Below are 14616 nucleotides of genomic sequence, written 5' to 3' on the forward strand. Positions count from 1 at the left end.
GAAGCTGACCCCCGAGCAATTGCGCAACCTGTACCGCCCGGGCGAGTTGACGGTCGTCCACGAGCCGGCGGCGCTGTCGGCGGTGACCTCCGCCCTGCGTGGGGTCGGTCGCACGGTCGCCCTCGTGCCGACGATGGGCGCGTTGCACGAGGGGCACCTGGAATTGGTGCGCCGGGCCAAGCGCACGAATCAGGTTGTGGTGGTGTCGATCTTCGTCAATCCGCTGCAGTTCGGCGAGAACGAGGATTTCGACAAGTACCCCCGCACGCTGGACAGCGACGTGGCGTTGCTGCGTGCGGAAGGTGTCGCGCTGGTGTTCGCGCCGAGCGTCGCCCAGATGTATCCGGACGGCCCGCGCACCTCGGTTCATCCGGGTCCGCTGGGTGCGGAGCTGGAGGGTGCGAGCCGCCCGACCCATTTCGCCGGAATGCTGACGGTGGTGGCGAAGCTGTTGCAGATCGTCCGCCCGCACGAGGCCTTCTTCGGTGAGAAGGACTATCAGCAACTGACGTTGATCAGGCAGATGGTCCGGGACCTGAACTTCGATGTCGATATCGTCCCGGTGCCGACGGTCCGGGAATCCGACGGCCTGGCGCTGTCGTCGCGCAACCGCTATCTCGACGAGCGGCAGCGCGAACTGGCGATCACCCTGTCGGCGGCGTTGGCGGCCGGCCGGCATGCGGCCGGGCTCGGCCCCGAGGCGGTGGTGAACGCCGCCCGCTCGGTGCTCGACGGCGCGACGGGTGTCGATGTGGACTATCTGGAGCTGCGCGGTGCCGATCTGGGTCCCATCCCGAGCAGCGGCAATGCCCGCCTGCTGGTGGCCGCCCGGATCGGCAGCACCCGGCTGATCGACAACATGCCCGTCACGATCGCCGTGGACGGTCACTCCACCACTCCCGATTTCCAGCCTGCCCAGGCCGACGCATAGGAAAGGCGAGCACGATGTTGCGCACCATGATGAAGTCCAAGATCCACCGTGCGACGGTGACTCACGCCGATCTGCACTATGTGGGCTCGGTGACCGTGGACCCGGATCTGATGGATGCCGCCGATCTGCTCGAGGGCGAGCAGGTCTGCATCGTCGATATCGACAACGGCGCCCGGCTGGAAACCTATGTGATCGCCGGTGAGCGTGGTTCGGGGGTGATCGGAATCAACGGCGCCGCAGCCCATCTCGTCCATCCGGGTGATCTCGTCATCCTGATCGCCTACGGCATGATGGACGAGGCCGAACTGCGCGAGTATCAGCCGCGGGTGGTGTTCGTCGACGACCGCAACCGCCCGGTGGAGCTGGGTTCGGATCCGGCGCACGCCCCGGAGGGTTCGGGGTTGTCCTCGCCGCGCTCGCTGACCTTCGCCTGAGCCGCGGACAGCGGGGCATCGAGGATGCTGCTCACGATCGACGTCCGCAACACCAGCATCGAGATCGGCCTGTTCTCGGGTAGTGGCGCTCATGCGAAACTGGTGCAGACCTGGCGGGTGCACACCAATCCGCTGCTGACCGCCGACGAATTCGCCATGCAGGTCCGGGGTTTGGTGGGCGAGCGGCTGGAACAGGTGGTCGGGGTTTCGGCGCTGTCCACGGTGCCGCCGGTGTTGCGCGAGTTGCGCACGATGTTGGGCCGCTATTGGTCGCACGTGCCGCATGTGCTGGTGGAACCTGGTGTGCGGACCGGGATTCCGCTGTTGGTCGACAATCCCAAGGAGGTCGGCGCCGACCGGATCGTGAATTGCCTGGCGGCGTATCACCGCTTCGACTCACCGGCGATCGTGGTCGACTTCGGCACCGCGATCTGTGTGGATCTGGTGTCCGCGAAGGGTGAATTCCTCGGCGGGACAATCGCTCCCGGCGTGGAGATATCCACCGAGGCGCTGGTGGCCCGCAGCGCGTTGCGGCGGGCGGAGTTGACCCGGCCGCGTTCGGTGGTGGGCAAGAACAGCATGGAGTGCATGCAGTCGGGTGCGGTGTTCGGCTTCGCGGGCCTGGTGGACGGATTGATCGATCGGATCCGGGACGAGTTGGACGCCTTCGCCGGTGACGACGTGTCGGTGGTGGCGACCGGCCCGACGGCTCCGCTGATCGTGCCGGAGTCCGAGACCATCGACCATCACGAACCGCATCTGACGCTGGACGGCCTGCGCCTGGTGTACGAGCGCAATCAGCAGCGCCGTCGGCCGTGACCTGCGCCACGAAGTGGTGCGGTGCGACACACGACGGTTGCGTCCCGCGATCGCCCTGCTAGACTTCGGCTCGTGACTTTTCGCGTGAGCATTCAGGAGTGTTGTCGAGGCTGATTCGCCTCGGCTGATGTCGAGGCTGCGTATCCGCCCTCGGCCATCCACTACTCCTGGAGCTTCGCTCATGCGTTCCTCTGTTATCACCTCCGCTGTCGATTCCGCCCGCACCGGCGATGCCTCCCGGCGTCGATCGGGTCAGCTCCCGCCGGCTCGGCCGGGTAGCCGCCTGGCGGCCGACCTCGCCGAGCGTTCGGTGTCGCCCGCGCTGCCGACGCGGCTGCGCCCGGCGGATCTGCTGCGACTGACCGACGAGGGCGCCGAGGACGTCCTCGCGGGCCGGTTCGATCATCTGTTGCCGGCGGGCGGGGCCTGGCCGACCGAGAATCGTTGGGCGGTGCGAATTCTCGCCGACGAAGAGGTCGATGTCTGGCTCATCAGCTGGGTTCCGGATCGGTCGACGGAATTGCACGACCATGCCGGATCGCTCGGCGCGCTGACCGTGCTCAGTGGCGCCTTATCCGAATTCCGCTGGAACGGAACGGAATTGCGGCAGCGCACGCTGTCCGCCGGCGATCAGGCCTCGTTCCCGCTCGGCTGGGTGCACGACGTGGTGCGTGCCCCGGATCAGTTCGCCGGCGTGCCCGAACCGTCGAATCCGACGCTGTCCGTACATGCCTATTCACCACCGCTGTCCGCCATGTCCTATTACGAGGTGACCGGTCACGGGACGCTGCGGCGTACCCGCACGGTGCTCACCGATCAGCCCGAAGGCGATGTGAAATGACGCACACGCATACTCAGTCGACCGCCCGCGGCGAGCGGGCAGAGGGCGGCACCGTGCCCGCTCGCATGACGATCGACGACATGCTGGCGGCCGCGCGGAGTCGGCTGAAGCGGATGTACGCCTTCGAACTGCCCGAAGCGATCGCGCGCGGCGCCCTCCTGGTGGATATTCGGCCGCAGGCCCAGCGGGTGCAGGAGGGCACTCTGCCGGGCGCGCTGGTGATCGAACGCAATGTGCTGGAGTGGCGGCTGGATCCGTCGAGTTCGGCGCGGCTGGCCCTGGCCACCGATCACGACCGGGAATGGGTGATCGTCTGCTCCGAGGGCTACACCTCGAGCCTGGCCGCGGCCTCGTTGCAGCAACTGGGCCTGCACCGGGCCACCGATCTGGTCGGTGGCTATCAGGCGGTGAAGGCGGCGGGCCTGCTGTCGGTGGCCGCGGGCGCGCCGCATCTGGCCGGTGAGATCAACGCTCTGGTGTCGCTGTAATTGCCTGGATGAGCGGGGGTCGGGCGCACGCGAAAGGATTTCCGGCGCACGATAGGGTAGGTGGCTGTGAGCACCCCGAACAGCCCTTCGTCCGGTGGCTCCGCGGGCCGGGTTCCTGCGGGGCAATCCCGTCCTGCCGCAGCGGAAGTCGACGTTCCCGAGCAGATGCGGATTCGCCGGGAAAAGCGTGAGCGGCTGCTCGAATCGGGCGTGGAAGCCTATCCGGTGGTGGTGCCGCGCACGCACACCCTCGCCGAGATCCGCGCCGCCTACCCCGCTCTGGAGCCCGATACCGCGACCGGATTGCAGGTGGGGGTGGCCGGCCGGGTCATTTTCATGCGCAATACCGGCAAATTGTGCTTCGCCACCCTCCAGGAGGGTGACGGCACCAAACTGCAGGCCATGGTCAGTCTGAACGGCGTCGGCGCGGAGGCGCTGGCGGCCTGGAAGGCCGATGTGGATCTGGGCGATTTCGTCTTCGTGCACGGTGAGGTGATCTCCTCGCGCACCGGTGAGTTGAGCGTCATGGCGGACTCCTGGTCGATGGCGGCGAAATCGCTGCGCCCGTTGCCGGTCGCGCACAAGGAGATGAGCGAGGAGTCGCGGGTCCGGCAGCGTTATGTCGATCTGATCGTGCGGCCGGAGGCGCGGGAGATGGCCCGCACTCGGGTGAAGGCGGTGCGCGCGCTGCGAAACGCGTTGGAGCGCAGGGGTTTCCTCGAGGTCGAGACGCCGATGTTGCAGACGCTGCACGGCGGTGCGGCGGCCCGGCCGTTCGTCACCCACTCCAATGCGCTGGACATGGATCTGTATCTGCGCATCGCGCCGGAGTTGTTCCTCAAGCGCTGTGTGGTGGGTGGGATCGAGAAGGTCTTCGAGATCAACCGCAACTTCCGCAACGAAGGCGCCGACTCCACGCATTCGCCGGAGTTCGCGATGCTGGAGACTTATGAGGCCTACGGCACCTATGACGATTCCGCGCGGATGATGCGGGAATTGATCCAGGAAGTCGCGCAGGAGGTCTTCGGCACCCAGGTTGTGACGCTCGCCGACGGTACGGAATATGACCTGAGCGGTGAGTGGAACACGGTCGAGATGTATCCCTCGCTGTCCGATTCTCTCGGCGTCGAGGTAACCCCGGAAACGACGGTTCCGGAATTGCTCGCACTTGCCGACCGAGTGGGTCTGGAAATTCCCCCGGACAAGGGTTACGGCCACGGCAAACTGGTCGAGGAACTGTGGGAACACAGCTACGGCGACAAGCTGTATGCACCGACTTTCGTGCGTGACTTCCCAGTGGAGACATCTCCGTTGACGCGTCAGCATCGCAGTAAGCCGGGCGTCACCGAGAAGTGGGATCTCTACGTTCGCGGATTCGAGTTGGCCACCGGCTATTCGGAACTCGTGGATCCGGTCGTGCAGCGGGAGCGGTTCGTCGACCAGGCTCGATTGGCGGCTGCGGGTGACGACGAGGCGATGCGCCTGGACGAGGACTTCCTTGCCGCGATGGAACATGGTATGCCGCCGACAACCGGAACCGGTATGGGAATCGATCGGTTGCTGATGGCACTGACCGGGCTCGGAATCCGGGAAACCATACTCTTCCCAATTGTGCGGCCGTCCGCTCGCTGAGTACCGGGATTGAATGCCGAATCCCCCGTCTTGGAAAATGGGCATTTAGAGGTATTCTCGACTCGGGCATCGGCCTGGTATCCGGGTCGCACGATTTCGAGAGGACGTTCATCTCATGGCAAAGAAGGTCACCGTTAGCCTGATCGACGATGTCGATGGTGAGTCCATTGCGGACGAGACCATCGAGTTCGCGATCGACGGTGTTTCGTACGAGATCGACCTGTCCGCGGCAAATGCGGCGAAGCTGCGTGACGGGTTGGACGTGTGGGTCGCCAATGCCCGTCGGGTGAGCGGTCGTCGGCGCGGCAAGGCGGTGACCCCGGGTACCGGTGCTCCGAAGGGCCGAGTTTCCATGGATCGTGAACAGAGCGCGGCAATTCGAGAATGGGCCCGGCGCAAGGGCCACAAGGTTTCCGCGCGTGGCCGCATCTCGGCCGATGTCGTGGAGAGCTACCACAAGGAAGTCGGTCGCAACAACTAGTGCGGTCGAGAGGCCCGGCTGCGTTCGTGCCGCTGCCGCCCGGAGGAATCGTGCGACGTCCGGGCCGCAGCGGCATTTCGATACCGGCGACCGCCGCGGCGTGGTGATCTTGCTCGCCGCTACGTCGGCGCGGCACCATGGGGCATATGCACAACGACGTCACTGGCGGTACGAGAGTGGGGGTAGCGACGCGGTGACGGAAACTCATGAATCGTTTCTCCGTTTCATCGATCACACGGGCCGCCGGCACGAACTGGCATTGACTCCGGACCGCCAGCGCATCACCATCGGGCGGGCGCCGCAGGCGGATCTGGCCCTGCCCTGGGACGCCGAGGTATCGCGCCTGCACGCCGCCGTGGAATATCTGGGGACGCACTGGACGATCGTCGACGACGGGCTCTCCCGCAACGGCACCTTCGTCAACGGGGAGCGACTGTCCGGGCGCCGCCGCCTCGAGGCCGGCGATCGGATCCGGGTCGGCACCTCGATGCTGTCGTTCCACGATTACACCGGCGCGGTCGACGATGCGACGCGAACGTCGGTGGGTTCGGTGCCGAGCCCGCGATCGCTCACCGAGACCCAGCGTGCGGTGCTGATCGCGCTGTGCCGTCCCTATCGCGGCAATACCGAATTCGCCACCCCGGCCTCCAACCAACAGATCGCGGACGAACTGTATCTGAGCGTGGACGCGATCAAAACCCATCTGCGCGCGCTGTTTTCGAAGTTCGGCGTGGAGGATCTGCCGCAGAATCAGAAGCGCGTGCGGCTGGCGGCACTGGCGATTCAGAACGGAATCATCTCCCACCGCGAGCTCTGACCACGGCGGCGTCACCAGCTATGTAACCGATGGTTCCGGTTACTCGTCGGTATCGCCCCGGTTCGGTCCCGGCCCGGCTAGCGTGTCGAAACACGTTCTAGTTTGGGAGGGATCCGCGATGCCATCTCGTACGCCGCGCGCTGCCGGCCGGATACGCCGGTTCTCCGGTTCGATGCTGGTGCTGGCGGTGCTGGGCGCGCTGTGGGTGACCGCCGCCGGCGCCGCTCGGGCCGAATATCCGGTGGATTACAACTTCTTCGCGGGCATTCCGTACGAGTTGCGAAATCCGGGCGGATCGCTGCCCGGCGCGAACGACTGGTCCTGCCGGCCGAGTGCCGCGCATCCCCGGCCGGTCGTGCTGGTGCACGGCACCGGCGGTGGCGCGCAGACCAACTGGGGCGTCTACGCGCCGCTGCTGGCCAACGAGGGGTATTGCGTCTATTCGCTGACCTACGGCGCCTACGACCTGCCCTGGCCGCTGTCGGCGATCGGCGGGATGGGACCGATCGAGAACAGCGCGGCGCAGCTCGCCGCGTTCGTGGACCGGGTCCGCGCCGCCACCGGTGCCGCGCAGGTCGATCTGATCGCGCATTCGCAGGGCAATATCGTCGGCAACTACTTCGTCAAACGACTGGGTGGTTCCGATCGGGTCGACAAGTTCGTGGCGATCGCGGCACCGTGGCTGGGCACCTTCGGCCCGGTAATCGATCCGGCCCGCGATTTCGCGCGGCGGCTGGGTGCCGGACCGGCCTTCGACGCCACGCTCGGGGTGACCCCCTGTGCCGCCTGCGCCCAGATGACGGGCAGCTCGGACCTGATCACCTCGTTGAATGCCGACGGCGTTTACGACCCGCACGTCACCTACACCAATATCGAGACCCGCTACGACGAGCTGGTGGTGCCCTACACCGTGGCACTGGTTCCCGGGCCGAAGACGACGAATATCGTGGTCCAGGACGGCTGCGCGGCCGATTATTCGGAGCACGCGGGTATCGCGGGCAGCGATCGGGCGGCCGCGTTCGCCCTCAACGCCCTGGATCCGGCCCATCCGCGCGAGGCTCCTTGCCACTTCATCCCGCCCTTCACCGGATAGCCGGACCGTCCGGCGCTGTTCGCTGTGGGCGTAGCTGCTGGGGAAACGTTCCGGGGAGGGGTCACGTTATGACTGAATGAGTCGAGTTGTCGCCGGTTCGCAATAGGGTGGACGGACGACGGCCGTGACCCCCGGCAACTAGAGTGGAGTCGGGGGATGCAACCCCAGGGCTTCATGGCAGGCTGGCGCCACGGGTGTGAAGCACGAAGCACAGCAGCGCCGGATGCCGTAGATAGCGGAGCAGGAAGTGAGGGAGCGATGTTCGAGAGGTTCACCGACCGCGCGCGGCGGGTCGTTGTCCTGGCCCAAGAAGAGGCTCGGATGCTCAACCACAACTACATCGGCACCGAGCACATCCTGCTGGGCCTGATCCATGAGGGTGAGGGTGTCGCGGCGAAGTCCCTGGAGTCGCTGGGAATTTCGCTCGAGGGTGTGCGCAGCCAGGTGGAGGAGATCATCGGGCAGGGCCAGCAGGCGCCGTCCGGCCACATCCCCTTCACCCCCCGGGCCAAGAAGGTGCTGGAGCTGAGTTTGCGCGAGGCGCTGCAGCTCGGCCACAACTACATCGGCACCGAGCACATTCTGCTCGGCCTGATTCGTGAGGGCGAAGGCGTCGCGGCCCAGGTCCTGGTGAAGCTGGGCGCCGACCTCAACCGGGTGCGGCAGCAGGTCATCCAGCTGCTGTCCGGCTACCAGGGCGGTAAGGAGGCGGTGGAGTCCGGTGCTCGTGGCGAGTCCGGGACCCCGTCCACCTCGCTGGTCCTCGACCAGTTCGGCCGCAATCTGACCCAGGCCGCACTCGAAGGCAAGCTCGACCCCGTCATCGGCCGCTCGAAGGAGATCGAGCGCGTGATGCAGGTGCTGAGCCGCCGCACCAAGAACAACCCGGTCCTGATCGGTGAGCCCGGCGTCGGTAAGACCGCCGTCGTCGAGGGTCTCGCTCAGGCCATCGTCAACGGCGAGGTGCCGGAGACGCTGAAGGACAAGCAGCTCTACACCCTCGACCTGGGTTCCCTGGTCGCGGGCAGCCGCTACCGCGGTGATTTCGAGGAGCGCCTGAAGAAGGTGCTCAAGGAGATCAACACCCGCGGCGACATCATCCTGTTCATCGACGAGCTGCACACGCTCGTGGGTGCGGGTGCCGCCGAGGGCGCGATCGACGCGGCGTCCATCCTGAAGCCGAAGCTGGCCCGCGGTGAGCTGCAGACCATCGGTGCCACCACCCTCGACGAGTACCGCAAGTACATCGAGAAGGACGCCGCCCTGGAGCGCCGGTTCCAGCCGGTCCAGGTGGGCGAGCCGACGGTCGAGCACACCATCAACATCCTGAAGGGTCTGCGCGACCGCTACGAGGCGCACCACCGGGTGTCCATCACCGACGGTGCGCTGGTGGCCGCGGCTACGCTGGCCGACCGGTACATCAACGACCGGTTCCTGCCGGACAAGGCGATCGACCTGATCGACGAGGCGGGCGCGCGGATGCGCATCCGCCGGATGACCGCTCCGCCGGACCTGCGCGAATTCGACGACAAGATCGCCGATGCCCGCCGGGAGAAGGAAAGCGCCATCGACGCGCAGGACTTCGAGAAGGCCGCACGGCTGCGCGACAAGGAGAAGCAGCTCGTCGCCAAGCGCGCCGAGCGGGAGAAGCAGTGGCGTTCCGGTGATCTGGACGTCGTGGCCGAGGTCGACGACGAGCAGATCGCGGAGGTGCTGGCCAACTGGACCGGTATCCCGGTGTTCAAGCTCACCGAGGAGGAGACCACCCGTCTGCTCCGCATGGAGGACGAGCTGCACAAGCGGATCATCGGCCAGGAGGACGCGGTCAAGGCCGTGTCGAAGGCGATCCGCCGTACTCGTGCCGGCCTGAAGGATCCGAAGCGTCCGTCCGGTTCGTTCATCTTCGCCGGTCCGTCCGGTGTCGGTAAGACCGAGCTGTCCAAGGCGCTGGCGAACTTCCTGTTCGGCGACGACGACGCGCTCATCCAGATCGACATGGGCGAGTTCCACGACCGCTTCACCGCCTCGCGGCTGTTCGGTGCCCCTCCGGGCTACGTCGGCTACGAGGAGGGCGGCCAGCTCACCGAGAAGGTGCGCCGCAAGCCGTTCTCGGTCGTGCTGTTCGACGAGATCGAGAAGGCCCACCAGGAGATCTACAACACCCTGTTGCAGGTGCTGGAGGACGGTCGCCTAACCGACGGCCAGGGCCGGACCGTGGACTTCAAGAACACGGTGCTGATCTTCACCTCGAACCTCGGCACCTCGGACATCTCGAAGGCCGTGGGTCTGGGCTTCTCGCAGTCCAACGCCGAGGGCTCGAACTACGAGCGGATGAAGCTCAAGGTCAACGACGAGCTGAAGAAGCACTTCCGTCCGGAGTTCCTCAACCGTATCGACGACGTCATCGTCTTCCACCAGCTCACCAACGAGCAGATCGTGGAGATGGTGGATCTGATGATCAACCGTGTCGCGACGCAGCTGCGGAACAAGGATATGGAGATCGAGCTCACCGAGAAGGCCAAGAACCTGCTCGCCAAGCGCGGTTTCGACCCGGTGCTGGGCGCTCGCCCGCTGCGCCGGACCATCCAGCGCGAGATCGAGGACCAGCTCTCGGAGAAGATCCTGTTCGGCGAACTCGGCCCCGGCCAGATCGTCGAGGTCGACGTCGAGAACTGGGACGGCGAAGGTACCGGCGAGGACGCCAAGTTCACCTTCTCCGGTAAGGCCAAGCCCGCCAAGGCGGAAGCGGAACCGGTCGCGGCTCTGGCCGGCGCCGGGGAGGCGGCCACCGAGGCCTCGGGCGAGTAAGTAGTCCGTACCCGACGACGAGCGCCGGCCACCCTACGCGGGTGGCCGGCGCTCGCGTCTGTGTGGAGGTCGATCGCCGGACCCGCAAAATTGAGTGGCGGCCCGGCCGGCGCGTGGTGCAACCTGGCGAGGTTCGCGAGAGGAATGAGGGCCGGGTGCTGACCGATGCCGAAGTGGAGAACTTCATCGCCACGGGTTTCGTGCGCATCGCGGGGGCGTTCTCCGAGTCCACGGCGGCCGAGGCGCGGAAGATCCTGTGGGCGGCAACCGGGTGCGACCCACACGACACCGAGACCTGGACGCAGCCGGTGATCCGGCTGCCCGGCTTCGCGGACCCGCCGTTCGCCCGAGCCGCGCGGAGCCCGCTGCTGACAGAGGCATGTGACCAGCTGGTCGGGCCCGGGCGGCGGGTGCCGCGTCAGGGCTTGGGCACACCTTCCCGATTCGCTTTCCCAGCGCGCAGCCACCCGGCGACGACGGCTGGCATATCGACGCGAGCTTTCCCGGTGACGACCCGGCGGATTTCCTGCGGTGGCGGATCAACGTGCGGTCGACGGGACGAGGGCTGCTGATGCTGTTCCTGTTTTCCGACGTCGGCCCCGACGACGCGCCGACCCGGATCCGGGTGGGCTCCCATCTGCGGATGGCGAAGGTGCTGGAACCGTACGGTGCGGCCGGGGTCGCGATGATCGATCTGGTGCCGGACTTCGCCGCCACCACGGACCTTCCGGAAGTGGCGGCGACCGGCCGCGCCGGGGACGTCTACCTGTGCCACCCGTTCCTGGTCCACGCCGCGCAACCCCACCGGGGCAGGCACCCGAAATTCATGGCGCAGCCGCCGCTGGAACTGCGCACGGAACTGGAACTCGACCGGTCCGACGGCAAGTATCTGCCGGTCGAAGCCGCTATCCGGCGCGGGCTGGCCGGATAGCGACGGCGGTGCTTCGACGGCAGGGCTTCGACGGCGGGCTCAGCGGAAACGCTCGAGGACCGGGGCGAAGGCCGCGGCGAGCTCGCCGGGCACGATCAGCTCGTCGATGCCGTATCGGTCGTGGCGTTCGCGCAGAATTTCGGCGGCCCGATCGGGATCGCCCGGAAGCAGACCGAAGGCTCCGGCCTCGCGAAGTTGCCCGGCGTTCAGCCCTTGATTCGCCGGTCCCCAGCCAGGGAGTCGATCGCCGATGCCGACCAGTTGGGTGGTGAAGGCAATCGGTCGGTCGGTGTGCTCACGGACGACGGAGACCAACTGCCCGACCTCGCGTTCGGTGGCCTGGGGCCGGGTGGCGGTCAGCACACGGTCCGCGAATTCAGCTGCGGCGATGAGCATTCGGGGCCCGGCGGCGGCGACGACGATCGGCGGCACCGGATCGACAGCGGCCCGCACGGCGGCGACGGTCTCGGCCAGCTGGGCGCGGCGCCGGGCGGCCGTTTCCCAGGGCCGCCCCAGCGCCTCGGCCTCGGCTCGGGCGGCCGGCCGGCCGGTGCCCAGACCCAGTTCGAACCGGCCGTCGGAAAGTAGTTGCAACGCAGCGGTTTCCCGCACGACCGTGGCCGCGGTGCGGAGCGGAACCGCGAGCACGTTGGGCCGCAGCCGCAGCGTCGTCGTCACCGCGGCGGCCGCGGCCAGGGCCGGGAAGGGTGACGTGGTGGCGAGCGTGTCCGGGAGGAGCAGGGTGTGATAACCCTGCCGCTCCGCGGCGCGCGCGGCCTCGACCCAACGGCTGCCGGACTGGGGAACGAGCATGGTTCCGAAGCGAATCGTCATGGGATCTCCGATCTGGAAGGGGTGCGACCGTGCCTACGATTCGGTGCGCCGCCGCCGGGTCCGGCGCAGTACGTCCAGCCGGTTCAGATAGTCCTGCTCGCTGATCTCGCCGCGTGCGAAGGCCGCACGCAACGTCGCGACTCCGGGGTCACGGAATCCACCGCGCCGTGCCACCAGCACGACCGCGGTGGCGACGAGAAGCCAGAAGACGACGGGGAAGATCCAGAAGAACGGCCATGGATGCCAGCCGTAGCCGTGATGATCGGCGAGGTATGTCGTGGCGAGGTAAGTAGTCATGTCCTCAGCGTCCCGCGGTCGCAACGTCGGGGCATCGGCTGCGAGGCCATGATCGCCGTACGTCGCGGTGCGTAGGCGAGCCCGGCGCCGCGGCGACCGTTCACTGCCAGCCGGGCCGGACCAGTCCCGATTCGTAGGCCATCACGACCAGTTGTGTGCGGTCACGGGCGTTGAGTTTCAACAGGATTCGGCTCACGTGGGTGCGTGCGGTAGCGGGGCTCATGAACAGTCGTCGGCCGATCTCGGCGTTCGTCAGGCCCTCGGCGACCAGCGTCATCACCTCGCGCTCGCGGTCGGTGAGTTCGGTCAGGGCCGCCGCGGGTGCCGGTTTGGCACGTGTTGCGAATTCGGCGACCAGGCGACGAGTCACGCTGGGCGACAAGAGCGCATCGCCCGCGGCCACTACTCGGACCGCCTTCACCAGGTCGGCGGGTTCGGTGTGTTTGACCAGGAAACCCGTTGCCCCCGAGCGCATCGCCTCGAAGACGTATTCGTCGAGTTCGAAGGTGGTCAGCACCACGACCTTGACATCGGAGAGACCGGGATCGGTGGCGATCTCGCGGGTAGCGGCCAAACCGTCCAGGACCGGCATCCGGATGTCCATGAGCACCACGTCCGGACGCAGTTCCCGGGTCATCCGCAGGGCCTGTTCGCCGTTGTCGGCCTCGCCGACGACTTCGATCCCGTCCTGAGCGGCCAGCAGCGCGGCGAAGCCGGCGCGGACCAGAGCCTGGTCGTCGGCGACCAGCACGCGGATCACGTTCACGAAACCTCCCGCGGGTAGGTGTAATCGATCGAGGTGGGGCGAACCCGAGTCCGGATGGTGGTGGGCATGGCCGCTCCGTTCATTGCCGTGGCGAGGGGTCGGCGCGGTGCCGGGCCGCGGGATCCGGATCGCGGTGATCGTCGGACAGTCCATCCGTCGCCGCCGAACTCGCGCCGCCATCGGCGAGGCCGCGGAGGCCGGCATCATCGGCGGGATCTTCCGGCCGGGCAGGGGTACCCGACGGAACCGGCAGGCGGGCCCGCACCCGGAATCCGCCGTCCGGCCGGCGCCCCGCCGAAAGCTCGCCGCCCACGGCGTGCGCGCGCTCGATCATGCCCGGAATCCCGTTTCCACCGCCGCTTGTGGACGAGTGTGGAGAATTCGCGGCTGCCCCGTTGTCCACAGTTATGCACAACTCGTCCGGTGAATAATCCACAGCGACAGTCGCTTCCGTGCCGGGGGCATGCCGGAGCACATTGGTCAGCGATTCCTGCACGATGCGTGCCGCCGCCACCTCGATCACCACCGGCAGCCGGCGCTGCGTCCCGGAAACCCGGGTGTGTACCACCGTCCCGGCCGCGCGGGTCGGAGCCAGCAATGATTCCAGATCGCCGATTCCGACCGCCGGACTGATCGGCGCCGCAACATTTTCCGCACCGGCGCGAATCGAGCGCAGCAGACTGTGCACGTCCTCGAGTGCGTCCCGGCTGACCTCCTTGATCGCTGCGAGCGCGGTGGAGGCCTGCTCGGGTTTGCGATCGAGCAGTTCCAGCGCCACCGAGGACTGCACGTTGATCAACGACAGGCTGTGCGCGAGCACATCGTGGAGTTCGCGCGCGATGGCGAGTCGTTCGCGGGTCGCGCGCTGTTCGCGTTCGGCCAGTTCGCGAGCGCGTTCGGCCTCCTGGTTGCGACGCGCGGCCTCCGCACGCTGGTGCCGCGCGATCAGCACCGCACGTCGTTGCCGGATGCCCTCGGCGATGGCGATCAGCACCATCAGCCAGGCCAGAATGCCGATTGCGGGCCAACCGCCGGCGCCGTGTCCGCGCATCGCCGGTACCGGCCACACCATCAGCAGGTATCCCAGCGGCACCAGCGGATAGGTGTACCAGCGGGAACCGGACGACGCCGCGGTGAGGAACGCGATCACCAGCGAGACGAAGATCGGTCCGTAACCGTAGCCGGCCAGCAGATAGGTGGCGGTGACGGCGAGCACGCCGAGCAGGACGGTATGCGGCAGGCGGCGACGCAGCAGCAGAAGTACCGGGCCGGCGACCAGCAGGGCGTAGCCGAGCCCGTCCAGGGGCCGCAGCCCGGACTGATGCATATTGGCGGCGTGGCCGCCGACGAGCTGGACCGCGGCCACGACCAGGCTCAGCGCCACCTCCCGGGTCAGAGTCCGCCTCGTCGATTCCACTGCTCGAACGTAACCCCGCGACGCCGC

Annotated in this window: 16 protein-coding genes; 12 read left to right on the plus strand and 4 right to left on the minus strand. The window is 67.2% G+C overall.

Going from position 1 to position 14616, the window contains the following annotated elements:
* Nucleotides 1-4 precede the first annotated feature (4 nt).
* The 12 genes from panC to ON37_RS33950 all read left to right on the plus strand — a co-directional run bounded on the left by panC (nt 5) and on the right by ON37_RS33950 (nt 11275).
* Nucleotides 5-931 (plus strand): pantoate--beta-alanine ligase, encoded by a 927-nt coding sequence (panC, locus tag ON37_RS01990; protein WP_245552948.1) that lies wholly within the window; start codon nt 5-7, stop codon nt 929-931.
* 14 nt (nt 932-945) lie between these two features.
* Nucleotides 946-1365, plus strand: coding sequence for an aspartate 1-decarboxylase (panD, locus tag ON37_RS01995; protein ID WP_040715858.1), 420 nt, complete (start codon nt 946-948; stop codon nt 1363-1365).
* A gap of 24 nt (nt 1366-1389) precedes the next feature.
* Nucleotides 1390-2184 (plus strand): type III pantothenate kinase, encoded by a 795-nt coding sequence (locus ON37_RS02000; RefSeq protein ID WP_040715861.1) that lies wholly within the window; start codon nt 1390-1392, stop codon nt 2182-2184.
* Nucleotides 2185-2365: 181 nt separating this feature from the next.
* Nucleotides 2366-3025: a cysteine dioxygenase gene (locus tag ON37_RS02005; RefSeq protein WP_083892650.1), complete on the plus strand. Its 660-nt coding sequence runs from the start codon at nt 2366-2368 to the stop codon at nt 3023-3025.
* Between the two features lie 65 nt (nt 3026-3090).
* Nucleotides 3091-3513, plus strand: a complete 423-nt coding sequence (locus ON37_RS02010; RefSeq protein WP_040716048.1) for a rhodanese-like domain-containing protein — start codon at nt 3091-3093, stop codon at nt 3511-3513.
* Nucleotides 3514-3678: 165 nt separating this feature from the next.
* Nucleotides 3679-5145, plus strand: coding sequence for a lysine--tRNA ligase (gene lysS, locus ON37_RS02015; protein ID WP_040715864.1), 1467 nt, complete (start codon nt 3679-3681; stop codon nt 5143-5145).
* A 115-nt stretch (nt 5146-5260) separates the two neighbouring features.
* Nucleotides 5261-5626, plus strand: coding sequence for a histone-like nucleoid-structuring protein Lsr2 (locus ON37_RS02020; protein WP_040715867.1), 366 nt, complete (start codon nt 5261-5263; stop codon nt 5624-5626).
* 193 nt (nt 5627-5819) lie between these two features.
* On the plus strand, nt 5820-6443 hold the full coding sequence (locus ON37_RS02025) for an FHA domain-containing protein (RefSeq protein WP_040715870.1): 624 nt from the start codon (nt 5820-5822) through the stop codon (nt 6441-6443).
* 118 nt (nt 6444-6561) lie between these two features.
* On the plus strand, nt 6562-7536 hold the full coding sequence (locus ON37_RS02030) for an esterase/lipase family protein (protein WP_245552933.1): 975 nt from the start codon (nt 6562-6564) through the stop codon (nt 7534-7536).
* Between the two features lie 258 nt (nt 7537-7794).
* The gene (locus ON37_RS02035) at nt 7795-10344 is read left to right on the plus strand and encodes an ATP-dependent Clp protease ATP-binding subunit (RefSeq protein ID WP_040715876.1); all 2550 of its coding nucleotides are present in this window, start codon (nt 7795-7797) and stop codon (nt 10342-10344) included.
* A gap of 155 nt (nt 10345-10499) precedes the next feature.
* Nucleotides 10500-10916 carry a phytanoyl-CoA dioxygenase family protein gene (locus ON37_RS33945; protein ID WP_245552935.1) on the plus strand — a complete coding sequence of 139 codons (417 nt, stop codon included), beginning with the start codon at nt 10500-10502 and terminating at the stop codon, nt 10914-10916.
* Entirely contained in the window at nt 10883-11275 is a 393-nt protein-coding gene (locus ON37_RS33950; protein ID WP_339374461.1) for a phytanoyl-CoA dioxygenase family protein, read from the plus strand. The genes ON37_RS33945 and ON37_RS33950 overlap by 34 nt, the downstream gene beginning before the upstream one ends.
* A gap of 39 nt (nt 11276-11314) precedes the next feature.
* Here the strand turns inward: ON37_RS33950 and ON37_RS02045 are convergent, their stop codons facing one another.
* The 4 genes from ON37_RS02045 to ON37_RS02060 form a co-directional block, all read right to left on the minus strand.
* The gene (locus ON37_RS02045; protein WP_040715879.1) at nt 11315-12109 is read right to left on the minus strand and encodes an LLM class flavin-dependent oxidoreductase; all 795 of its coding nucleotides are present in this window, start codon (nt 12107-12109) and stop codon (nt 11315-11317) included.
* A gap of 33 nt (nt 12110-12142) precedes the next feature.
* The gene (locus tag ON37_RS02050) at nt 12143-12406 is read right to left on the minus strand and encodes an SHOCT domain-containing protein (RefSeq protein ID WP_040715882.1); all 264 of its coding nucleotides are present in this window, start codon (nt 12404-12406) and stop codon (nt 12143-12145) included.
* A gap of 100 nt (nt 12407-12506) precedes the next feature.
* On the minus strand, nt 12507-13166 hold the full coding sequence (locus ON37_RS02055; protein ID WP_040716050.1) for a response regulator transcription factor: 660 nt from the start codon (nt 13164-13166) through the stop codon (nt 12507-12509).
* Between the two features lie 85 nt (nt 13167-13251).
* Nucleotides 13252-14589 carry a sensor histidine kinase gene (locus ON37_RS02060; RefSeq protein ID WP_245552937.1) on the minus strand — a complete coding sequence of 446 codons (1338 nt, stop codon included), beginning with the start codon at nt 14587-14589 and terminating at the stop codon, nt 13252-13254.
* Nucleotides 14590-14616: the final 27 nt, after the last annotated feature.

Origin of the sequence: Nocardia veterana NBRC 100344 (assembly GCF_000308855.1) — a bacterium.
GTDB lineage: Bacteria > Actinomycetota > Actinomycetes > Mycobacteriales > Mycobacteriaceae > Nocardia > Nocardia veterana.